At 64.8% G+C, this 20,192-nt stretch carries 20 protein-coding genes; 14 read left to right on the top strand and 6 right to left on the bottom strand.

All coding sequences use genetic code 11. The annotated features are described in order from the left end of the window. Positions 1-5: 5 nt before the first annotated feature. Positions 6-308, bottom strand: coding sequence for a hypothetical protein (locus AC2W7L_RS16845; RefSeq protein WP_486005366.1), 303 nt, complete (start codon positions 306-308; stop codon positions 6-8). Positions 309-642: 334 nt separating this feature from the next. On the opposite strand from AC2W7L_RS16845, the gene AC2W7L_RS16840 reads away from it, so the two are divergent. From AC2W7L_RS16840 to AC2W7L_RS16805, 8 genes are all read left to right on the top strand, one after another. Continuing rightward, positions 643-1,923, top strand: a complete 1,281-nt coding sequence (locus AC2W7L_RS16840) for a CaiB/BaiF CoA transferase family protein (RefSeq protein ID WP_486005365.1) — start codon at positions 643-645, stop codon at positions 1,921-1,923. Between the two features lie 48 nt (positions 1,924-1,971). After that, positions 1,972-2,532 carry a dihydrofolate reductase family protein gene (locus AC2W7L_RS16835; protein WP_486005364.1) on the top strand — a complete coding sequence of 187 codons (561 nt, stop codon included), beginning with the start codon at positions 1,972-1,974 and terminating at the stop codon, positions 2,530-2,532. A gap of 156 nt (positions 2,533-2,688) precedes the next feature. After that, the gene (locus AC2W7L_RS16830) at positions 2,689-3,636 is read left to right on the top strand and encodes a hydroxymethylglutaryl-CoA lyase (protein ID WP_486005363.1); all 948 of its coding nucleotides are present in this window, start codon (positions 2,689-2,691) and stop codon (positions 3,634-3,636) included. A 13-nt stretch (positions 3,637-3,649) separates the two neighbouring features. Further along, positions 3,650-4,864, top strand: a complete 1,215-nt coding sequence (locus AC2W7L_RS16825) for a CaiB/BaiF CoA transferase family protein (protein WP_486005362.1) — start codon at positions 3,650-3,652, stop codon at positions 4,862-4,864. A 70-nt stretch (positions 4,865-4,934) separates the two neighbouring features. After that, positions 4,935-5,999 carry a Bug family tripartite tricarboxylate transporter substrate binding protein gene (locus tag AC2W7L_RS16820; protein WP_486005361.1) on the top strand — a complete coding sequence of 355 codons (1,065 nt, stop codon included), beginning with the start codon at positions 4,935-4,937 and terminating at the stop codon, positions 5,997-5,999. Beyond that, positions 5,996-6,610: a tripartite tricarboxylate transporter TctB family protein gene (locus AC2W7L_RS16815; protein WP_486005360.1), complete on the top strand. Its 615-nt coding sequence runs from the start codon at positions 5,996-5,998 to the stop codon at positions 6,608-6,610. Before AC2W7L_RS16820 ends, AC2W7L_RS16815 begins: the two co-directional genes overlap by 4 nt. 9 nt (positions 6,611-6,619) lie before the next feature. Beyond that, positions 6,620-8,134, top strand: coding sequence for a tripartite tricarboxylate transporter permease (locus AC2W7L_RS16810; protein ID WP_486005359.1), 1,515 nt, complete (start codon positions 6,620-6,622; stop codon positions 8,132-8,134). Between the two features lie 17 nt (positions 8,135-8,151). Further along, complete coding sequence (locus tag AC2W7L_RS16805; RefSeq protein WP_236853271.1) at positions 8,152-8,844, top strand: helix-turn-helix domain-containing protein; 693 nt, start codon at positions 8,152-8,154, stop codon at positions 8,842-8,844. Positions 8,845-8,859: 15 nt separating this feature from the next. Here the strand turns inward: AC2W7L_RS16805 and AC2W7L_RS16800 are convergent, their stop codons facing one another. After that, on the bottom strand, positions 8,860-9,534 hold the full coding sequence (locus AC2W7L_RS16800; protein WP_486005358.1) for an SRPBCC family protein: 675 nt from the start codon (positions 9,532-9,534) through the stop codon (positions 8,860-8,862). Positions 9,535-9,790: 256 nt separating this feature from the next. Here AC2W7L_RS16800 and AC2W7L_RS16795 point away from each other — a divergent pair, with 256 nt between their 5' ends. Then, on the top strand, positions 9,791-10,291 hold the full coding sequence (locus tag AC2W7L_RS16795) for an NADPH-dependent FMN reductase (RefSeq protein WP_486005357.1): 501 nt from the start codon (positions 9,791-9,793) through the stop codon (positions 10,289-10,291). Positions 10,292-10,427: 136 nt separating this feature from the next. On the opposite strand, the gene AC2W7L_RS16790 is transcribed toward AC2W7L_RS16795, so the two are convergent. The 4 genes from AC2W7L_RS16790 to AC2W7L_RS16775 all read right to left on the bottom strand — a co-directional run bounded on the left by AC2W7L_RS16790 (position 10,428) and on the right by AC2W7L_RS16775 (position 13,207). Then, positions 10,428-10,901, bottom strand: coding sequence for a nucleotidyltransferase family protein (locus tag AC2W7L_RS16790; protein WP_486005356.1), 474 nt, complete (start codon positions 10,899-10,901; stop codon positions 10,428-10,430). Positions 10,902-11,066: 165 nt separating this feature from the next. Then, positions 11,067-11,396 carry a putative quinol monooxygenase gene (locus AC2W7L_RS16785; RefSeq protein ID WP_370037308.1) on the bottom strand — a complete coding sequence of 110 codons (330 nt, stop codon included), beginning with the start codon at positions 11,394-11,396 and terminating at the stop codon, positions 11,067-11,069. Between the two features lie 82 nt (positions 11,397-11,478). Next, positions 11,479-12,264 carry an SDR family oxidoreductase gene (locus AC2W7L_RS16780; protein ID WP_486005355.1) on the bottom strand — a complete coding sequence of 262 codons (786 nt, stop codon included), beginning with the start codon at positions 12,262-12,264 and terminating at the stop codon, positions 11,479-11,481. A gap of 160 nt (positions 12,265-12,424) precedes the next feature. Continuing rightward, positions 12,425-13,207 (bottom strand): IclR family transcriptional regulator, encoded by a 783-nt coding sequence (locus AC2W7L_RS16775; protein ID WP_486005354.1) that lies wholly within the window; start codon positions 13,205-13,207, stop codon positions 12,425-12,427. 244 nt (positions 13,208-13,451) lie between these two features. Between AC2W7L_RS16775 and AC2W7L_RS16770 the strand changes: the two genes are divergently transcribed. The 5 genes from AC2W7L_RS16770 (at position 13,452) to AC2W7L_RS16750 (ending at position 19,865) form a co-directional block, all read left to right on the top strand. Further along, the gene (locus AC2W7L_RS16770) at positions 13,452-14,027 is read left to right on the top strand and encodes a hypothetical protein (RefSeq protein ID WP_486005353.1); all 576 of its coding nucleotides are present in this window, start codon (positions 13,452-13,454) and stop codon (positions 14,025-14,027) included. Next, complete coding sequence (locus AC2W7L_RS16765; RefSeq protein WP_486005352.1) at positions 14,027-15,628, top strand: GMC family oxidoreductase; 1,602 nt, start codon at positions 14,027-14,029, stop codon at positions 15,626-15,628. The genes AC2W7L_RS16770 and AC2W7L_RS16765 overlap by 1 nt, the downstream gene beginning before the upstream one ends. A 176-nt stretch (positions 15,629-15,804) precedes the next feature. Then, positions 15,805-16,389 carry a dihydrofolate reductase family protein gene (locus tag AC2W7L_RS16760; protein WP_486005351.1) on the top strand — a complete coding sequence of 195 codons (585 nt, stop codon included), beginning with the start codon at positions 15,805-15,807 and terminating at the stop codon, positions 16,387-16,389. 138 nt (positions 16,390-16,527) lie between these two features. Further along, complete coding sequence (locus AC2W7L_RS16755; RefSeq protein ID WP_486005350.1) at positions 16,528-17,286, top strand: HpcH/HpaI aldolase family protein; 759 nt, start codon at positions 16,528-16,530, stop codon at positions 17,284-17,286. 92 nt (positions 17,287-17,378) lie between these two features. After that, the gene (locus AC2W7L_RS16750) at positions 17,379-19,865 is read left to right on the top strand and encodes an outer membrane protein assembly factor BamB family protein (protein WP_486005349.1); all 2,487 of its coding nucleotides are present in this window, start codon (positions 17,379-17,381) and stop codon (positions 19,863-19,865) included. Positions 19,866-20,192 lie beyond the last annotated feature (327 nt).

The following is a 20,192-nucleotide window of genomic DNA, read 5'->3' as shown; positions in this document are numbered from 1 at the left end:
TGAGATCAGCGGTTCTCGTCGAATCCGCCCTGCTCGCCACCGAATCCACCCTGCTCCTGACCGCCCTGGTCCTGGCCGCCGAAGCCGCCCTGTTCCTGGCCGCCGGGCTGTCCGCCCTGTTCGCGGTCGTCGCCTCCGCCGAATCCGCCGGACTGCTCCTGGCCGCCACCGAAGCCGCCCTGCTCCTGCTGACCACCCTGGTCGCCGCCGAAGCCGCCCTGGCCCTGCTGGCCCTCGAGGCCGCCCTGCTGGTTGCCGAAGTCGTTCTGACCGTTGTCGTTGTTGCCTGCGAAATCGTTCGATTCCATGTTCAACTCCTTGTTCGGTGACGAATCATCGCTGTCTGCGACTCGATTGACAGTCTCGGATACGAACGTCCGCCCGACAACAGCGGTTCAAGCGAAGTTGCTTGAAATTCCCCAAAGTCACAGCATCTATTCAATGGTGAACGATCTTCACATCATTCTCAGCGGATCAAGCAGTTCACCGGGGAGCCACTCCGGGGTAAGCTCACCAGTTCGTGTACGGACCGCCTCGGCGAGGTGGGGCCCGGGATCATCTGAAGATGCGGATATCCGGGAATCCGGGCACCGCACCTGGCACCATGGGAGAACCGAACCACGCACAACTAGGAGCATCGTCATGAGCACGCACCGACTTCCCCTTTCCGGTGTGCGAGTCCTCGAACTCGGCAATTACATCGCCGCACCCACCGCCGGGCGGATGCTCGCGGACTTCGGCGCCGAGGTGATCAAGGTCGAACGCCCCGGCACCGGCGACGAACTGCGCAACTGGCGGCTCAAAGCCGGCGACACCTCGATGCTCTACCGCACGATCAACCGCAATAAGAAGTCGGTCGTGCTCGACCTGCGCAGCGACGAGGGCCGTGAGGCCGTGCTCGAACTCGTCCGCCGCAGCGACATCCTGCTCGAGAACTTCCGCCCCGGCACCCTCGAGAAGTGGGGACTCGGCCCCGATGTGCTCGAAGAGGCGAACCCCGACCTTGTGTTCGTGCGCATCTCAGCGTTCGGCCAGACCGGACCGATGTCGTCCCGGCCTGGATTCGCCGCCGTCGCCGAAGGATATTCCGGCTTCCGCGAACTCGTCGGCGACCCCGACCGTCCGCCGGTGCGCGTGGGCATCTCGATCGGCGACTCGATCGCCGGAATGCAGGCGGCGTTCGGTGCCGTGATGATGCTCTTCGACCGACAGAGACAGAAGATCGCCGGGGCCGCTGAGGCGGTCGTCGGATCCGCGCACGGCTTCGAAGGCAAGGGCCCGCTGTCGGAGCGGACCGTCGACGTCGCGCTCAACGAGGCGATGTTCTCCGTGATGGAATCCCTCGTCCCCGACTACTCCGCATTCGGCGAGATCCGCACCCGCACCGGCGGACGGATGGAAGGCATCGCGCCCTCGAACGGCTACCTCTGTGACGGCGGGAAATCCGTGGTCATCGCCGGCAACGGTGACGGAATCTTCCCGCGGCTGATGACGGCGATCGACCGTCCCGACCTCGCCGAGGATGCCGAACTGCAGTCGAACGCCGGTCGTTGGCAGCGGCGGGACGAACTCGACGAAGCAATCGGAGCGTGGTGCGCGCAGCGTTCGGTCGAGGACGTCGTCGAGACCCTGGAGGACGTCGGAGTTCCGGCCGGTCCCATCTACACGGCCGAGGACCTCGTCGCCGATGAGCAGCTCGCCGCTCGCGGGATGATCCAGAACCTCGACGTCTCCACCGGCGAAGAAGTCCTCGAAGACGTCGCCTTCCCCGGCATCACCCCGGTCATCGGCGGCGAATCGATCGCGATCGACCACCTCGGTCCTGATCTGGGCGAGCACACCGACGAAGTGCTGTCATGGCTGGGACTGGCACCGGAGCAGAATGCAGCCCCGGAGCCAGACCAGGACGGCGCTGAGGACTGAACGCCGAGACCCCTTCCGACGGCGGCCGCCCAGGTCTATTCTTATGCCATGGGCGAGCTGAGGTACTCGATCAACGTCACCGTCGACGGCTGCTGCGACCATCGCGTCGGAGTCATCAGCGACGATTTCCACCTTCACCATGCGAACAATCTCAAGCGTGCCGACGGGCTGATCTTCGGTCGCATCACCTACCAGATGATGGAAGACGCGTGGCGCCGGCCCGAAGGTGACACGACCCCTGCGGAAGACCTTGATCCGTTCGTCGCGGCCATCGACCCGGCCCGCAAATACGTTGTCTCGAGCACCTTGGACAGCGTCGACTGGAACTCCGAACTCATCCGCGGCGATCTCGGCACCGCTGTCCGCGAGCTCAAGGAACAGTCGGTGACGGGACTCGCTACAGGGGGAGTGACGCTGCCGCTGGCTCTGGCCGAACTCGGCCTCATCGACGAGTTCGAATTCGTCGTCCACCCCTGCATCGCCGGCCACGGACCCTACCTCTTCGCGGGACTGAGAGACGTCGTCGACCTGGAGCTCGTCGGCCGCAGCGAACTCGAAGCAGGCCACGCCGTCCAGACCTACCGGCCGAAGAAGCAGGCTTCCCGATAAACGGGACCGAACACGGGCAATTCTCCCTGACCTCTCATATGCCGAACAAAGCCTGTTGCCTGGACTGAGTGCGTTATATAACGAGAGTGGAGTCGCGCATTGACGCGCGACGACGAATCGTTTCCCGTTCACCGGGAGCCTGCGTGAAGGAGTCCCATGGTCCGGCCCACTTCCGTCGACATCCTCGACACCACTCTGCGCGACGGGCTGCAGATCGAAAAAGCCATCGTGCCCACCGATGTCAAGGTCGCCTTGGCCGAGAAGCTCATCGGTTCGGGACTCAAGCACATCGAGGTCGGCTCCTTCGTCAATCCGAAGAAGGTCCCGCAGATGGCCGACACCGACGAACTGCTGCGCCGTCTGGCACCGCACGAGGCCGACGGGGTCGAGTTCTATACCCTCGTCTTCAACCTCAAGGGCGCCCAGCGTGCCGTCGACTCAGGGGCGAAGAACATCAAACTCGTGCTCTCGGCCTCCGAAGGACACTCGAAAGCGAATTCCGACGCCTCCATCGCCGAGGCGTCCGACCGCCTCATGGATGCCGCCGTCTTCGCCCGTGACCAGGGACTGCGCTTCGACATCACGACCGCCGTGAGCTTCATCTGCCCCTTCGACGGGATCACCGAGGCTGACCACCTCGTCGAGGTCCTCCGTCCGTTCGTTGACGCCGGAGCCCACGGCGTCGGGGTGGCCGACACCATCGGCAACGCCAACCCGTCGCTGGTCCGCCGCAACACCTCGGCGGTTCTCGACGCTTTCCCGGACAAGCCGGTCAACCTCCACCTCCATGACACCTACAACTTCGGGATGGCCAACGTCATCGCCGCCCTCGATCTGGGGATCGCGAACTTCGACGCGGCCATGGGCGGACTCGGCGGTTGCCCGTTCGCACCGGGCGCTGCCGGCAACATCGGCACCGACGACCTCGTCCACCTCCTCCACCGCGAAGGCGTGGCCACCGGCGTCGACGTCGACGCGGTCACCGAGGTGCGCGAGCCCCTCATCGCCGCCGTCGGGCACGACCTGACGTCGAGTTTGTCGGACATCCCCGCGACCCCTGCGGTCTTCGACGACCGGTTCGCAACCGCCTCGGCGAGGGTCTGAAATGACCTCCCACATGACCACTGAACACGCCCCCGCAACGACCTCCGAACCGCTGCCGCTCGAAGGCATCCGGGTCATCGAGTTCTCTCACATGGTCATGGGTCCCAGCTGCGGGATGATCCTCGCCGACCTCGGCGCCGAAGTCATCAAGGTCGAACCCCGCGGAGCCGGCGACAAGACCCGCTACCTGCCCGGGTCCGGATCCGGGCTGTTCCCCGCGTTCAACCGCAACAAGCACAGCGTCCAGCTCGATATCGCCGAGGCGGCCGACCGTGACCGCGTCCTCGACCTCATCGACTCCGCCGATGTCCTGCTGGAGAACTTCCGCGTCGGGAAGATGGAATCGATCGGATTCGGATACGAGGAGCTCTCCGCGCGCAATCCTGGGCTCATCTACTGCTCCCTCAAAGGGTTCCTCTCCGGTCCCTACGGGAACCGGGCCGCTCTCGACGAGGTCGTGCAGATGCTCGGCGGACTGGCCTATATGACCGGTCCTCCCGGGCAGCCGCTGCGCGCAGGCGCCAGCGTCAACGACATCATGGGCGGAATGTTCGGAGTCATCGGCATCCAGTCCGCACTGCGGGTGCGCGAGACCACCGGCCGCGGAAAACTCATCAACTCCGCACTGTTCGAGAACAACGCGTTCCTCGTCGGCACGCATATGGCACAGTCCCAGATCAGCGGCGAACCACCCCGCCCGATGCCGACCAGGCAGGCCACCTGGGCCGTCTACGACATCTTCCGCGACGCCGACGACAACCAGGTCTTCGTCGCCGCCGTCTCCGATGGGCAATGGCGCGACCTCTGCGACGAATTCGGACTGACCGGACTCGCCGCCGACCCGGACATGCTGACCAACCAGGGCCGAGTCGACCAACGCGACCGCATCCATTCAGAACTCCAACAGGCACTGTCCCAGCTGAGCCTGGCCGAGATCGAAGAGAAATGCACGCGCCGCGGACTCCCGGTCGCCCCGGTCAACACGCCCGCCGACCTCACGGCTGACCCGCACCTCGTCGCCTCCGGAGCGCTCGCCCACACAGGGCTGCCGACGGGGGCGAGCGTCGATGTGCCGCTGCTGCCGCTGACTTTCGACGGGAACCGGCTCGGCCTGCGCAGCGATGTGCCGGAACCGGGGCGCCACAACAGCCACTATCGGGACGGCCCGGCGGTGCCGACGGGTCCACCGGTCGACGGACCTCAGCCCGACGAGGACCGCCTGGGCTGACGACCCGCCGGCACCAGATCACCTGCTTCACCAACCGATATCGAAAACCGAACACACAGGGGGACAGCTCATGCGATCAACGACGATCACACGCACACGGACGGCCGCCTCGGCGAAGGAAAAGACGACGCGTGCCCGCAGGCGCGCGGCGACGATCGGGGCCGTGCTCGCCTCGGTCGCCCTCGTCGCCACCGCCTGCGGGAACAAAGCGCAGCCCCCGGGCGAGGGCGGCGACTATCCGAAGGGGCCGGTTTCGGTCACCGCTCCGGCCGAACCCGGATCCGGCTGGGACACCACCGCACGTGCCCTCGTCGAGGCGCTGCAGAAGGAAGACATCGTCTCCACCCCGCTGCCCGTGCAGAACAAACCCGGCGGCACCGGCTGCTCCTGGCTGACATCGATGATGCAGCAGGAGAAGGGCAAGGACGACCAGATCGCCATCACCTCCCTGGCCAGCCAGACGATGAAGGCACGCAACCTCTGCGAATACGGCCCCGAGGACGCAACCCTCATCGCCACCCTCTACGTCGAGGACTTCATGGTCGTGACCCCGAAGGACGGGGACTTCAAGGACCTCGACTCCCTGGTCAAGGCGCTCAAGGACGACCCGCAGAAGGTCACCGTCGCGGCCGCCGGAGACGACACTCTGCCCTTCGCCCTGTTCGCGAAGGAAGCCGGCGTCGACCCGGCCGATATCAACTTCGTCAACTACGACGGCGGCGGAGAGCAGACAACCGCCATGCTCAACGGCGATGCGAAGGTCGCCATCGCCGGAATGAGCGAGTTCCGTTCCGTCATCGAAGCCGGTGACATCGAACCGCTCGTCACCTTCGCCCAGGAACCGCTGGCGGCTCCCTTCGACAAGGTGCCCACCGCGAAGGACTCCGGCTACGACGTGACCCTGGGCAACTGGCGCGGAGTCTACGGCCCCGCCGAGATGCCGCAGGAAGCCGTGGACTTCTGGGCCAAGTCGCTCGAAGACGTGAGCAAGTCCGACGCCTGGAAGGAGACGCTGAAGAACAACCAGTGGGCCACCGAGTTCCACACCGGCGAGGACGCTCAGGCCTACGTCGACGACGCGGCCAAGACGGTTGCCGAAGGCGTCAAGGAGACCGACCTGGGCAACAGCAAATGACCGCTCACCGCACCGACCTCATCACCGGCGGCGCCATCGCCGTCATCGGCGCGGTGTACTACATCGCGACGTTCTCCATCCAGGAGACCGCGAACATCGTCACCCCGCGCACCTTCCCCGCCATCGTGGGGATCGGACTCATCGTGCTCGGCCTCTTCCTCGCCGGCCAGGCCATCGTCCGGCACCGGAGGGACACCCTCGCCGAGGCGGGGCCCGGGTCCGCGGAATCCGCTGAGTCGGCAGGATCCGCACACACGAGCGCGGCGGGGGATGGGGACGGTGCGGCCGCCTCGGCGGGGGAATCCTCCGTGGAAACCGCGGGCCGATCCTCCGGTGAGGACGGGGTCGGCGGGATCGTGCTCGAAGCCCCGCCGGAGCCGAAGGTGCGCAAGGTCGTGTTCCAGTTCGCGCTCTTCTTCGTCTATCTCGCGATCCTCATCCCGGTCGGGTTCCTGCTGTCGACGGCGGCCTTCCTGATGGGGCTGACCAGCATCTACGTGCCTGAGAAGTGGATCCGCAACCTCATCTTCTCCGTTCTCTTCTCGGTCGTGGTCTACGCGGCGTTCGTCTACGGACTTGCCGTGTACCTGCCCGTCGGAATCCTGGGTTAGGGGGCGGACATGGACACTCTCATGGATCTGGGAGGCGGCTTCGCCTCGGCACTCGAGCCGGTCAGCCTTGCCTTCGCCCTCCTCGGCGTGCTGCTGGGCACCGTCGTCGGAGTGCTGCCGGGAATCGGTCCGATCTCTGCGATCGCGATCCTCATTCCGGTCTCCTTCGGCATGGAGCCGGTGCACGGGCTCATCCTGTTGTGCGGAATCTACTACGGGTCGATGTACGGCGGCTCGATCACCGCCACCCTCATCAAAACCCCTGGTGAGGTCGCCAGCGCGGTGACCGCGATCGAGGGCTACGAAATGGCCCGCCGTGGTCGGGGCAAGGCGGCCCTGGCGACCGCGGCGATCGGATCGTTCCTCGCCGGCACCCTGGCGATCATCGGGCTGACGTTCCTCTCACCCGTCCTCGTCAAGCTCGCGAACGTCTTCGGCGCCACCGAATACTTCCTGCTCATGGCCACGGCTCTGCTGCTCGCGTCGACGATGTCGGCGGGTTCGCGGGCCAAGGCGCTCATCTCGATCTTCATCGGTCTGGCCGTGGGCCTCATCGGCCTCGACTTCCAGACCGGGCTGCCCCGGCAGACATTCGGGATGAGTCTGCTCTCCGACGGGATCGACTTCACGATCTTCGCGATGGCGCTCTTCGCCATCCCCGAGGCGATCCGCAACCTCGCGCTCGGGCGCGGGGCCAAGGACGAGATCCAGAGCTTCGGAAACGACAAGTGGATGACGAAGCAGGACTGGCAGCGGTCAGCCGGGCCCTGGGCACGCGGTTCTGTGGTCGGCTTCATCATCGGCATCCTGCCCGGCGTCGGACCCTCGCTCGCTTCATTCATGTCGTACATCATGGAGAAGCGGATCTCGAAGCGGAAGGACGAATTCGGTCACGGCGCCATCGAAGGCGTCGCCGGTCCGGAGGCTGCGAACAACGCCGGTGTGGGCGGTGCGATGATTCCGCTGTTCAGCCTCGGCATCCCGGGGTCGGCGACGACGGCGCTGCTGCTCTTCGTGTTCACGATGTACGGTCTGCAGCCGGGACCGCTGATCTTCCGGGACGACACCGGGCTGATCTGGACGATCATCGCGAGCATGTACATCGGCAACATTGCGCTCATCATCCTCAATCTGCCGCTGGTCGGGGTATTCGTGAAGCTGTTGAAGATGCCGAAGGAGATCCTCTTCTCGTCGATCCTCGTGCTTGTGGTCATCGGCGCCTACGCTATCGAATTCAGTCTCTTCGGGCTGATGATGCTCGGCATCTTCGGAGTCATGGGCTACCTCATGGAGAAGGGCGGCATTCCGCTGGCTCCGGCGATCCTTGCGCTCGTGCTCGTGCCGCTGCTCGAGGACAACTTCCGGCGCATGCTGCAGATCTCCGGCGGATCGTTCGCGCCCCTGGTCACCCGACCCGTGTCGCTGTCGATCATCGTCCTCATGGTCCTGGGCGTCATCGGGCCCATCATCTTCCGGTGGTGGGTGTCCCGGCGGAAGCTGCTTGCCGATGTGGCGGTGTCGTGAGGAGCAGAATGAAATCAATGACTGACAGCTCGTCGCCGGAGATCGGCGTCATCGACCGCAGCGCGGCCATCCTCGCGGTCCTCCAGGACTCACCGATGACGGCTGCGGAAGTGTGCCGCCGCCTCGGCTATTCGAAGTCGACGACCTACCGGCTGCTCACCGACCTGCGGGCGCACAAGTTCATTATCCGTGACTCCTCGGGGCTGTTGCGGTTGGGGCCGTTCCCGGGCCGGCGCAATATCGCCACGACGAATTCGGTGCTCGAGCATCTGCGGACGATGACCGGGGAATCCGTGCAGCTGTGGGTCCGGGTCGGTGAGGACCGCGTGTGCGTGCGCAACGTCGAAGCCGATCATGAGCTGCGCGTCTCCCGCGGAGTCGGGGCGGTGCTCCCGCTCGTCGACGGCGGGTCAGCGGCTCTGGCGCTGTGCGGGCCGGGGAATCCGGCGGAGTTCTACGCGACGAAGCAGGCACGGGTGGCCGGGACCGCCTCGGCGAGTGTGGCGTTCACCGTCGGGGCGATCGTGTTCGCCCTTTGCGTGTCCTACCCGCTGACCCGTGAACCGGATAACGTCGCCGGCGCCTATCGCGGCCTGCTCAGCCGCGCGGCCATCGAACTGCGGGCACTGCTCGACGGCAGCGAAGAGCTCGAAGTGCTGCGCGATATCGCCCGTCTGGCGCTCGGAGCGCGGAGGCAGGCGGGGGAGTAGGGGCTGAGCCTCGTTTCACTCGGCCGGAGGCTGACCGAGGTAGAAGCCGGTTGTCCGTTCCGCGGCGGCGCGAGCCTGATCGACCGGTGTGCCTGCCGCCGCTGAGGCCTCGCCCCAGCGGGTGCTGGAGGTGCGGACGAATTCCTGAGCCGGCGCCGAGGTGACCCATTCGTTCTCGTCTTCCGGTCGTCCCGTGCCGGCCACGAGATGGTTCGCGAGTCCGAGGAGAGAGATGTCCCACCCAACCCCAGTGGCGCCCGGTCCGACCTGAACCCAGAAGTCGGCGTTCGCCTCACCCGTGTGCGAATGTTCCAGCGTCAGGCGTGCGCCGTCGTCCACCTCGGCGATGCGGACGGCGACATGGCTGATTCCTCCCGCGAATTCCCAGGTCAGCGAGTAGAAGTGGGGCGGTTCGCAGTTCTCGATCGTGCCCGAGGCGTTGCCTTCGATCTGGTAGCGACCGCCGAGTTCGAGATCGCCGCTGACGGGAGCGAACCAGCGTTCGAGACGGGCCGGATCGGTGCAGGCTTCCCAGAGGTCGGCCACGGTGGTCGGGTAGGTCTGGCTCAGCGTCTGGACCGTGTGCTGGGTATCGCCTACCACGGTGATATTGAGCCCGCGGTCGACGGCGTCGGCCTGCGCGGCGAGGACTTGGTCTTCGGTGGGGCGACTGGAGTCGGGGGTGGTCATGGATGCTCCTCGGAGGTCGTCGGTGATCTGACGGCGGTTGAAGGTGAGGTGCGGGAGGTCCGCCGAAGATCGGCGGTACTTCATGGTAACTAAGGACGCGCAGCGGTGGAATGGCATCGGTCCAGGTTGGGGATGAGAACGGATATGTCATTCATCAGGCTCGGTCCATCAGCCGACGCATAGTGTGGAGCGCAGACGGAGCCGCCGAGCGCGGGACCCGGACAAGAGCGCACCGCACCAATGGGAGGACCCCCTTATGACCACACGCATCGCCGTCGTCGTCGGCAACCCGAGTCCCAAATCGCGAACCCGCCAAGTGGCCGAAGATCTTGCGACCAAGATCGCCGAGGTGACCGGATCCGAGATCGACGAAACCATCGAACTCGCGGAGGTGACCGACGAGATCTTCGAGTGGAAGTCCGACCGTCTCGACAAACTCACCGAACGTCTGGCCACCGCCGACTACGCCGTCATCGCCACTCCGACCTATAAGGCCAGCTACACCGGTCTGCTCAAAGCCTTCCTCGACCGGTACGACGCCGGCGGTCTGCACGGGCTGACCGCGATTCCCGTCTTCACCATCGGGTCCCCGGCTCATACCTTGGCCGTCGAAACGACACTGCGGCCCCTCCTCGTCGAGCTCGGCGCGAGCGTGCCGACGAGGGGCCTCGCATTCCCGACCGCGAAGTTCGATGATCGCGCGACTGTGCTCGACGAATGGGTCGAGGCTCAGAAGGCATACCTGCCGCAGAGGTGAGCCTTCAGCTTGGTGAACCTGCAGCGGCTTAGTGCAGGGGGCCGAGCTATTGCAGGTTCACCACGCTGGAGAGCTGGCCGGTGCCGAGAGTCAGTCGGTCTGTTCAGGAGCAGTTCCTTAGCAATTCTGCGATCCATCACAGCGACACCGCTTCTCGGCGGATGTCATCGTCTACCCCCGGCTTCAGTCCGCCATAGTCGACTAAGTCGATCTCTCTGCCGAGAACCTTCTCGATAAGTTGTTTGAAACGGATGAAGGCGAAAGACGAAGTGCCTTCCGGAGCGTCGACGAGCAAGTCGATATCGGAGTCCATTCGAGCTTCACGGCGCGCAGCGGAACCGAAGACAGCCAAATTCTCATAGCCGCGATCCGAGGCTAGTTTCATGAGAATCGGAACAGCGGCTTCCAGGAGGATCTCCGGATGAACCAGATCAAGAGCGGGGGCGAATTTGAGCTGCTGACTCACGGCAGGCTGCGAGATTCCAAGATCATTCGCGATCTCTCGCTGACTCATGCCAGTGGCGAGCATGGCTCGGAGCGCGAGTGCACGGCGCAGTCGCGCAATGTCTTCACAGCGTTGCGCGTGGCGGTACTCGCCGACGAAGCTCATAAGACAATCTTATCAACCGGTGTGCGGCATGGGAATAGACTCAACCGAGCTGCAGCGAGGGTGACGGTGAATAGGGCGCGGGCCCGCTGAACGCATCAGCGGACCCGCGCGACCTCCTCGGCGAATGAGGTCGTCCCGATCGGGGACGGGTGCCTCGGTGGGGGATCAGTCGATCTGCAGCTCGCCCATCGCATCCCAATCATCACCGTCGATCTGACGGGAGATGATCTTCGGGGTCGCTGCCAGTGCGGAGTGCATCGGCCCGCCCGTGGCGGTCGCGGCCTGGAAGTGGTCGGACTTCACATGCGCTTCGGCGGCATCGTCGTCGAAGGCTTCGACGAGGACGTACTCGTTCGGGTCATCGAGGCTGCGCGACCAGTCGAACCATTTGTTGCCCGGTTCTGCGCGGGTCGCTTCGGTGAATTCGCGGGTCAGCTCGGGCCACTGGTCGGCCAGTTCGGGCTTGACGGGAAACTTTACGACGATGAAGATCATGTCTTCTTCCTTCTCTCTGTGGTTGTTCTCTCGGGTGGAGTTGTGGGTGTGGCGGTGTCGGTTTCTGCTCTCAGCGACAACGTTACGAGAACTGCATTCCGCCGTCGACGAGCATGGTCTGCCCGGTGATGTAATCGGAGTCCTCGCTGGCGAGGAACGACACGAGGTTCGCGACGTCCTCGGGCACGGACACCCGTCCCATGAGGATGTCACCAGCATATTTCTTGATCGCCTCACCCTTGGCCAGCCCCTCCTCGGCGGCGAGCTTCTCGTCGATGAGATCCCACATCGCGGTGCCGACGATGCCGGGCCCGTAGGCGTTGACGGTGATGCCGTGCTTGGCCCACTCCATCGCGGCACCTTGGGTGAGTCCACGCACCGCCCATTTCGTCGCCGAATACGGTGACAGCAGCGCGAAGGGACGGAACGCGACGATCGAGGCGGCGCCGATGATCTTGCCGCCGTTGCCCTGCTCGATCATCTGCTTCGCCGCAGCCCGATATGACAGGAAGACGCCGGTGAGATTGACGTCGACGATCTTCTCGAAGTCGGCCTTCGAATAGTCGATGAGCGGCTCGACCTGGGCGATTCCGGCGTTCGCGACGAAGACGTCGAGCTTGCCTCCCGCGTCCACGGCAACGTCGACGAGGCGGCTCAGCGATTCCTCGTCCGTGACGTCCACCTCGGCGCCGGTGGCCTTCCCACCAGCCTTTTCGATGGCTGCGACGGTCTCGTTGACCCCATCCTGCATGCTCGGCAGGTCCGCGACGATGACATGATGGCCATCGGCACCGAGCCGCTGGGCGATGCCCTGACCGATTCCCCGTGCCGACCCCGTCACCACTGCGACGCTGTTGCTCGTGCCCATTTCTCCTCCTTGAGTTCTCAACTGTGAGCGAGCACGATCATTCTCAGCTCAATCGCAGTCAGTAAGACACGGTTCTTCTCATATGGCGATAAAGTGACAGTTCACCCATGTGTTCACGCGTGTTCGGCGGCGGGGAATGCGCGGCTCCAACGTGCTCGACTCACGGGTGTTCGACGACGGGGACGGTGACGGAACCGCCGCGCAGGTAGCTCGACGCCAGGCCCGCATGCTCTCGCAGGGTCGACTCGAGCTGCTTCGCCCGGCCCGTCATCTTCGATGAGGGAGTGCTGACCGCCATCGCCCCGACCTGCATCCCCGTGCCATTGCGCACCGGCACGGCCGCGCAGGTCTGACGCGGCAGGAATTCCTCGTGCTCCCAGGCGATTCCGCGGGTGGCCACCTCGGCGAGATGGGGATCGAGAGCCTCCCGACTGATCATCGTCTGCGGGGTGAGCACCTGCATTCCCCGCGCCTCGAGGTAGTCGGTGCGCTGAGGTTCGGGCATTCCGGCCAGGAGGATCTTGCCGAAGGCGGTGGCGTGCGCGGCCTCGTGGAAGCCGAAGCGCAGAGGCCGCAGTCGCGGGTGCTTCTCGCAGTCGGAGCAGTAGGTGAGGATGATGTCCGAACCGCGATAGATCGCGAAATAGGCGGCGGTGCCCAACGACCGATGGAGCTGATCGGTGATCTGCCGGATCGGATGCGGAGCAACGAGGCGCTGCTGGAACGACAGCCCGAGCTCGAAGCACTTCGGGCCGAGCTCGAACCGTTTGGAGTCCTTGAGGTAGACGAGATACCCCGCCGAGGCGAGCTCGTTGAGGAGCCGGTAGACGGTCGGCAGCGGGATCTCGAGACGGGAGGCCACGGTCTTCGCGGCAGCACTGCCCGAAGCGGCGACGGCTTCGAGAACGGAGAAAGTTCGTTGGATCACGGCACTGTTGGACACGCGGTCTCCTGACTGTGCGATCGCTCGGCGGTGTGCTTCCGACCCCGGCCGCCGGACCGGGTCCGTTCCCTCCGGGACGGGAACGGTCGTGGGTGCGGGACGGTGGAGCCGCCTCGGCGATCGACTTTTCATGTGGTGAGAATGAGGATAGTCCATGGTGTCACAGATCACATAGGTTGCTCGTGTCAGGTCAGTGGCGGGCGTGCGTCGATGCCGCCGGCCGAGTGGAGCAAAGGAGCATCCGATGGCATTCCCTGCAAAATACCCATCGCTGAATGCGATGGAGATGACGGACGAGGCGAAGCAGACCCTCATCCGAGTGCTGCGCGTGGCATTCCCGCACGCAGACTTCCCCGACGGACCGTATGTGCGCACCGCGGAGAAGATCCTCATCGCCGCCGATGAGGAGACGTGGTTCCGGGTGGCCCTCATCCAAGGGCTGCTGTCGTTGGATCAGCTCTCCGACGGTGATTTCTGCGGACTCGATGACGACTCCGCGCTCAAGGTGCTGCGCCGGGTCGAGTCCACCGAGTTCTTCGGTTTCGTCCGTCGCACCGCCGTGCTCAACCTCTATGACGATGTCGAGGTGTGGGAGACGCTCGGCTACGAAGGACCGTCGTTCGACAAGGGCGGCTACATCAATCGCGGTTTCGACGACCTCGACTGGCTGCCCGAGCCGCGGATCGTCTATCCCGAGGACGAGCCGCTGCCCGAGCTCGGTGACGGGGTTATGGGTGTCCGCAGCGGCAGCGCCGCCGGTGACGATTCGACCAATCAGCCTGCGCCGCAGAGCGTCGAGATGGGTGAGGTGAAGAAGTGATGACACAGGACCAGAACGCAGGACGCAGTGTGACCGGATACAGCATCGACCCGGACGAGGAGGCCGTCGTCATCGTCGGCTCCGGCGCCGGTGGAGGAACCCTGGCATTTGAACTCACCGCGAAGGGCATTCCCGTCGTCGTGCTTGAGGCGGGGCCGTATCTGCGCAACGAGGACTACGTTAACAACGAATGGGAGGCGTTCAACCAGATGGCCTGGCTCGATCCCAGGACGACGACGGGATCGTGGCGGATCGCCCGCGACTTCCCGAACTTGCCGGCCTGGATCGTCAAGGCTGTGGGCGGGACGACGACCCACTGGTCGGGGGCGACGCCGCGGTTCAAAGACCATGAGTTCAAGGCCCGCAGCGTCTATGGTCGCATCGACGGAGCGAACCTCCTCGACTGGCCGATCACCCTGGACGATCTGGCTCCCTACTACGACCGGGCGGAGAAGGCGATGGGCTCGACCCACGTCCACGGCCGGAAGCCGCTGCCGGCGAACAACAACTACAAGGTCTTCGCCGGAGGGGCGAAAGAAGTCGGCTACAAGTTCTACGCCACCGGCCCGTACGCCACGAACGCCGAAGAATACGACGGCCGCCCCGCCTCCATCCAGGACGGCTTCAACTTCCAAGGCGATAAGAACAAGTCCAAGTGGTCGACCCTGGTCAGGGAGTTGCCGCGGGCAGCGGATACGGGCCTGCTCGATCTGCGGCCGGAGTCCCAGGCCGTGCAGATCACCCACGATGCGAACGGCCGCGCCGACGCCGTGCTCTACCTCGACAAGGACGGCAACCTCCACCGGCAGGCCGCGAAGCTCGTGTGCGTGGCCGGCAACTCGATCGAGACGCCGAGACTGCTTCTGCTCTCCGGAACACCATCCTTCCCCGATGGGCTGGCGAACTCGTCCGGGCATGTGGGGCGGAACTATATGCGCCACCTGACCGGCACCGTGTGGGGCCACTTCGACAAACCCGTGCGGATGTACCGCGGGGAGACGATGGCCGGAGTCATCGCTGATGAGTCGATCCATGACCCCGACCGCGGGTTCTCCGGCGGCTACTACATGGAGACGATCTCGCTGGGTCCGGCGTTCATGGCCTCCTTCGTCGAACCCGGCGGGTGGGGCCCGGACTTCGCGGCGCTGCTCGACCGGTATCTCAACACGGCGGGGATGTGGATCGTCGGTGAGGACATGCCGCAGGAGAGCAACCGGGTGACGCTGAATACGACGGTCAAGGACACGAACGGTCTGCCCGTGCCCAACGTCCACTACGACGATCACGCCAATGATCTGGCGATGCGCGAACATGCCTACGCCGCAGGGCAGAGAGTCTACGAGGCGGTCGGTGCGCAGACGTCCCACCACACTCCGCCGTACCCGTCGACGCACAACCTCGGCACGGCGCGGATGAGCGAACGTCCCGAAGACGGGGTCGTCGACAAGTGGGGCCGGACCCACGACGTGAAGAACCTCTTCGTCTCCGACGGATCGGTGTTCACCACCGGTGCCGCGGCGAATCCGACCCTGACGATCGTGGCGCTGGCGATCCGGCAGGCCGAATACATCGCCGAGGCGCTGCGGACCGGGGAGGTGTGAGACGCGGTGCGGCTCAGGACGACTGAGGCGCGAGAGGCTCAGTAAATCTGAGGCGTGAAGAATTGTCGCATCGATCGGCGTCGGTTCTGTCAACGGATGGAATCGACGCCGATCTGCTGTGAGAGAGCGTTGTCGCAATAGGATGACAGAGAGACGCAACTAGGAGGAGACTGCCTGTGGCACGCACCGTCTACTACACCGCGACCACGCTCGACGGGTTCATCGCCGACCCGAACGACTCACTCGAATGGCTGCTGCGCCAGACCGAAGAACCGCCGGATGACGGGTTCATCGACGGCGTCGGGGCCGTCGTCATGGGGGCCACGACGTACGAATGGGTGCTGCGCAACCTCGATGGCCCGTGGCCCTACGAGGTTCCCGCCTGGGTGATGACTCACCGGAAGCTCGGCCTGCCCGAAGCCGGGACGGACGGGAAGACCCCCGATATCCGATTCGCCAAGGGATCGGTCTCCGATCATTACTTCGAAATGTGCACGGCCACCGGTGACCGGGACCTGTGGGTGATGGGCGGCGGCGACCTCGCCGGACAGTTCGCCGATGAGGGACTCCTCGACGAAATCATCACGTGGACTGCGCCGGTGGTCCTCGGCAAGGGGCGCTCGCTGCTGCCACGCCGCCTCGACCTCGAACTCATCGAGGTCGGGTCCAGCGCCCCCGTTCGTCATCGCCCGCCACCGAGTCATCGGCCCCCTCCTCGAAGACAGTCCGACCAGGTGAATCCCCGCGCCGAGGTTGGGTGACCTTTCGTACGGGAGGTCAGCGCCGCCTCGGTGAAGGGGATCGATGATTCGCGGGCAGGGGTGGGCCGCCTCGGCGAGGTTCATCCGGATATCGGGCACCTCTGGTGGCCGGGTGGGGTTCCGTGATTCGATGCAGTCATGACTGCTGCGATTGAGAATCATCGGGCCCGCCTGCGTGCGGGGGAGATCTACAACGGACTGTGGATGATGTCGACGAGTCCGGAGCTGGCGAAGATCGGGTCGGCGGCCGGGTTCGACTATGTCTGCCTCGATCTGCAGCACGGGCTGGTGCGGCCGACCGACGTGCTGCGGCTGACGGATGCGGTGCGTGCCAGCGGAGACGCGCTCGTGACGGCGCGGGTGGCGGCCAACCGATTCACGGAGATCGGGGCGCTCGCCGACGCCGGCGTCGAGGCGATCATCGTCCCGCTCGTGTCCTCCGTCGCCGAGGCGGAAGCAGCCGTGGCCGCGCTCGATTATCCTTCGCGGGGCGGGGATCGTTCATGGGGACCTACGTACGAGATCATGCACGACGCCGTGCAGGACACTCGGGACGAGAGGCCTCTGCTGTTCGTCATGATCGAGAACGAGGAAGGTCTGGCCGCGGTCGAGGACATCTGCGCCGTGTCGGGAATCGACGGGGTCTATGTCGGCCCGGCCGATCTCGCGTTCGCCGTCGGCGCCCTGCCGGGGCAGCATAACGAGGCTCACGCCGAGGCGCTCGTGCGGGTCCGTTCGGCTGCCGACGCCGCCGGAGTGGTCCCGGGAATCCACTGCGGAAACGGCGAGGAGGCGAAGCTGCGCAAGGACCAGGGCTTCCGCTTCATCACCTCTGCTGGGGACCTGGGTGCGGCGGGCCGAGCCTTCCGCGAGGACCTGGGCGCGGCGAAGGAATGAGTCACCAGGTTCTGGTGCCGCGTCGCGGGCACACCGGTGAGTATCCTCGACGGAGGGACGGGGCTCTCGGAATCCACTAGGATAGGTTTCCTATGATGATGAAGTCGTCTCTGCGCGCCGTGGTCGCTATGGCGATGCTCACACTTCTTGCGGCGGTAACCGCATGTACAAACAAGTCCGACAATCAGCTTGAATACGGGAAAGCAGCGATGCTGAACGGGGCCGATATCGGTGCCGATGACCTTTCCGGCGTGAAACTGATCGGCGACATCGCCCTGGTAGCAACCACGAAATTCTCCGGTGGCAGGCTCGCAGCCATCGATCTCAAGTCCGGCAGAACGATCTGGAGCGCCGACGACGGTGATCCCATCCTCGGCGGCGAATCTGCAGTTGTTGACCTCCGCAGTCCCCACGACCCCGCGAAACCTGTCGTACGCGACCTCGGCAAGGGCAAGTTCGAGGTTCTCGTGCCCTACCGGACGGCGGCCCATATCGACGGCGCGGCTGACGAGCCGGTGAGCCTCGGTGTGGCGTCCTTATCCGGTGCTGACGGTCGGGCCGTGTGGCTGAGCGAGCCGCTGATCAGTGCTGAAGAGCGTGCAGACAATCTCATGGCTCGCCCGGTCCTTGCCTCCGCCGACACCGTCGTGGCGGCCTCCGCGCAGCGGGGCAGACCGGGGTCGCTGACGACGTGGGCGATCGACGGGAAGTCAGGAAGCACCCGCTGGACGAAGGACGGTGTGTGGCCCTCCGCTTTGAGCGCGGCCACGGTCGTTGTGGAACACTCGTCCAATGCGGATCTGATGTACCAGGAAGAGGGCCCGGAGTGGAAGAGGAACACGGCGCCCATAGGTATCGATGCCCAGAAAGGGAAACAGGTTTGGGACCTCGCCGACAGATTCGACAGTGCCAGAGTGCAGGCGGCTGCGGGCAACTATGCCGTCGTCCACGCCGATGGAGGGTACGGCGCGAGCGGCTCCGCGTCTGATGGTTCCTCGGCCGGTTCCTCGACTGAACTGATCGAGATCGACGCCGGTTCGACAGCAGAAGACCTCGACGATTTTGCCGAATGCACAGCGAGTTCAACCACAATCGCCTGTGCCGAAGACGGGCAACTCAGCGTCATAGACGTCTCCGACGGGAACATCGAGCGGTCCTCACCGTATGGCTCAGACGCGGCGAGCTACGACTGGGAGATCGTCGATGTATTCGGCGACACGGTGATCGCCAAGGACGAGACAGGCGACAACGATCGTCTCCAGGCCCTAGACCGGTCGGGCAAGGTGCGTGCGGAGGAGCTCGCGGGATCGCCGCACGCAATGAATGAGGACTATCTCGTCGTCTGCACTGAGGAGCGAACGACGACTCGAAAACAGGCGAAGTGCGGAATCCATGCAGCAGATTCAGATGCGAGTCCGGACCGCTCCACCGCGAACAACGTCCAGCCGCTCAGTCTGAGCGACCCCCTTCCATCGAGCCTTGCGGAGTCGACCGGGTTCAGGACCCTCGATATCCGGGAAGTCACGGGAGTCGCGTTGGCGGACGATTCGGTCATCATCGCTGGGTACGAGAACGGATATGACGATTACGTGGTCGCGGCGGTCGAGGCTGACACTGCCGACCCGATCTGGACGCTTGACCAGTCCACCAAGCTGACGACCGGGACGGGGCAGAACGTCGCTCCGGTCTTCCGGGCAAGCGGCAAACCATCTGTCATCAACACCTCCGACGGTTTCTCGCTGCTCATGGCGGCGAAATCAGGAGGCAGGAGCGGCGTCGCTTCTGTGGATGGGGCGACCGGCGATCTCGAATCGTTCCACCCTGTCAGCAGTGAAGACGATTATCTCGACCTGCACGTCGGGAACGGGGCGTACGCGGCAATCGAAGCCAGCGATACGGACTCCCAGCGGACCGTCCTCGTCGACTACTCCGCGCCGACGAAACCGAAGAGCATGTGGACTCAGGACGGAGTCGCTCCTGCGGCCATCGGCGAGGACTCCGTAGCGGTGCAGAAGGTCAGCGAGAGCGAAGCCGACAGGGAATTCGAAGACGTACAGGTGCTCGACCTTGACACGGGCAAGGACGTCATCTGGGATTCTACTGAGGTGCGGGAAGGCGAACGCCCTGGAACGGTCATGCTCGAGGCGGGATTGCTCATCGTCAACTGGAGCGACGGCACCGAGGTCGTCGACGCTGACAGCGGTACGAGCCTGGATATGACCGGCAAGAGGCTGAGCCAGTGCACAGCAGAAGGGGCCACAGTGATGTGCGACAGCACCCCCAACCCGGACACCCACCGCAACGGGTCGCCGATCACTCTCGAACGCACGAATTCCGGTGTTGACATCGCCGAGGTGCGGAATCGTTTCATCAACGGGATATCCGGGGCGTATGACGGTCGGTTCTTCGTCGACGCCGAAGTGAATGTGATATCGATCGACAGCCGCGGGACACAGATCGATTCGGATCTGACCGGCCGTTTCGTTGACGCCAGCGACGAAGGATACGCGCTGTTCATGACCTGTCACCCTCGCGTCTGCGTGTCGTACCCCACTTGGGACATTCGGCGCGTCGACTAGGGCAAGGGGCATCGACTCGTGGGCCAGGCTCGAACCTCGGGCGGTCGCGTCCCTCACGGCCGATAACCATCACCGTCGGCAACACCGTCCCATGAGGTTCGGTGGACTCGAGTTGCGGGCGGGTCGCCGAGACCGGACTTCCGAGGAAGTGCCGCAGATGTCGGAAGTGCCGCTGGTGGAGAGGAGATCGGGACCCGGTCATCACGGAGTTCCGGCTGCGGCGTCCGTGAGTACCCGGCCTTCGCCCGCACCTGACCGACCCTGCTACCTGACGGCGGCCCAGCAACCTCGCAGAGTATCTGCACGTCAGGTAGTAATTAGGGAGCG

This window comes from Brevibacterium sp. LAARM3_SD1 (assembly GCF_057364765.1).
This window is presented reverse-complemented; position numbering and strand designations above follow the sequence as displayed.

Excerpts from the sequence above, each read along its gene's own strand:
- AC2W7L_RS16800 (WP_486005358.1), bottom strand. The coding sequence starts at position 9,534 with ATGACCACCCCCGACTCCAGTCGCCCCACCGAAGACCAAGTCCTCGCC.
- AC2W7L_RS16845 (WP_486005366.1), bottom strand. The coding sequence starts at position 308 with ATGGAATCGAACGATTTCGCAGGCAACAACGACAACGGTCAGAACGAC.
- AC2W7L_RS16810 (WP_486005359.1), top strand. The coding sequence starts at position 6,620 with ATGGACACTCTCATGGATCTGGGAGGCGGCTTCGCCTCGGCACTCGAG.
- AC2W7L_RS16770 (WP_486005353.1), top strand. The coding sequence starts at position 13,452 with ATGGCATTCCCTGCAAAATACCCATCGCTGAATGCGATGGAGATGACG.
- AC2W7L_RS16795 (WP_486005357.1), top strand. The coding sequence starts at position 9,791 with ATGACCACACGCATCGCCGTCGTCGTCGGCAACCCGAGTCCCAAATCG.
- AC2W7L_RS16790 (WP_486005356.1), bottom strand. The coding sequence starts at position 10,901 with ATGAGCTTCGTCGGCGAGTACCGCCACGCGCAACGCTGTGAAGACATT.
- AC2W7L_RS16785 (WP_370037308.1), bottom strand. The coding sequence starts at position 11,396 with ATGATCTTCATCGTCGTAAAGTTTCCCGTCAAGCCCGAACTGGCCGAC.
- AC2W7L_RS16755 (WP_486005350.1), top strand. The coding sequence starts at position 16,528 with ATGACTGCTGCGATTGAGAATCATCGGGCCCGCCTGCGTGCGGGGGAG.
- AC2W7L_RS16765 (WP_486005352.1), top strand. The coding sequence starts at position 14,027 with ATGACACAGGACCAGAACGCAGGACGCAGTGTGACCGGATACAGCATC.
- AC2W7L_RS16820 (WP_486005361.1), top strand. The coding sequence starts at position 4,935 with ATGCGATCAACGACGATCACACGCACACGGACGGCCGCCTCGGCGAAG.
- AC2W7L_RS16830 (WP_486005363.1), top strand. The coding sequence starts at position 2,689 with ATGGTCCGGCCCACTTCCGTCGACATCCTCGACACCACTCTGCGCGAC.
- AC2W7L_RS16805 (WP_236853271.1), top strand. The coding sequence starts at position 8,152 with ATGACTGACAGCTCGTCGCCGGAGATCGGCGTCATCGACCGCAGCGCG.
- AC2W7L_RS16750 (WP_486005349.1), top strand. The coding sequence starts at position 17,379 with ATGATGATGAAGTCGTCTCTGCGCGCCGTGGTCGCTATGGCGATGCTC.
- AC2W7L_RS16780 (WP_486005355.1), bottom strand. The coding sequence starts at position 12,264 with ATGGGCACGAGCAACAGCGTCGCAGTGGTGACGGGGTCGGCACGGGGA.
- AC2W7L_RS16840 (WP_486005365.1), top strand. The coding sequence starts at position 643 with ATGAGCACGCACCGACTTCCCCTTTCCGGTGTGCGAGTCCTCGAACTC.
- AC2W7L_RS16835 (WP_486005364.1), top strand. The coding sequence starts at position 1,972 with ATGGGCGAGCTGAGGTACTCGATCAACGTCACCGTCGACGGCTGCTGC.
- AC2W7L_RS16825 (WP_486005362.1), top strand. The coding sequence starts at position 3,650 with ATGACCACTGAACACGCCCCCGCAACGACCTCCGAACCGCTGCCGCTC.
- AC2W7L_RS16815 (WP_486005360.1), top strand. The coding sequence starts at position 5,996 with ATGACCGCTCACCGCACCGACCTCATCACCGGCGGCGCCATCGCCGTC.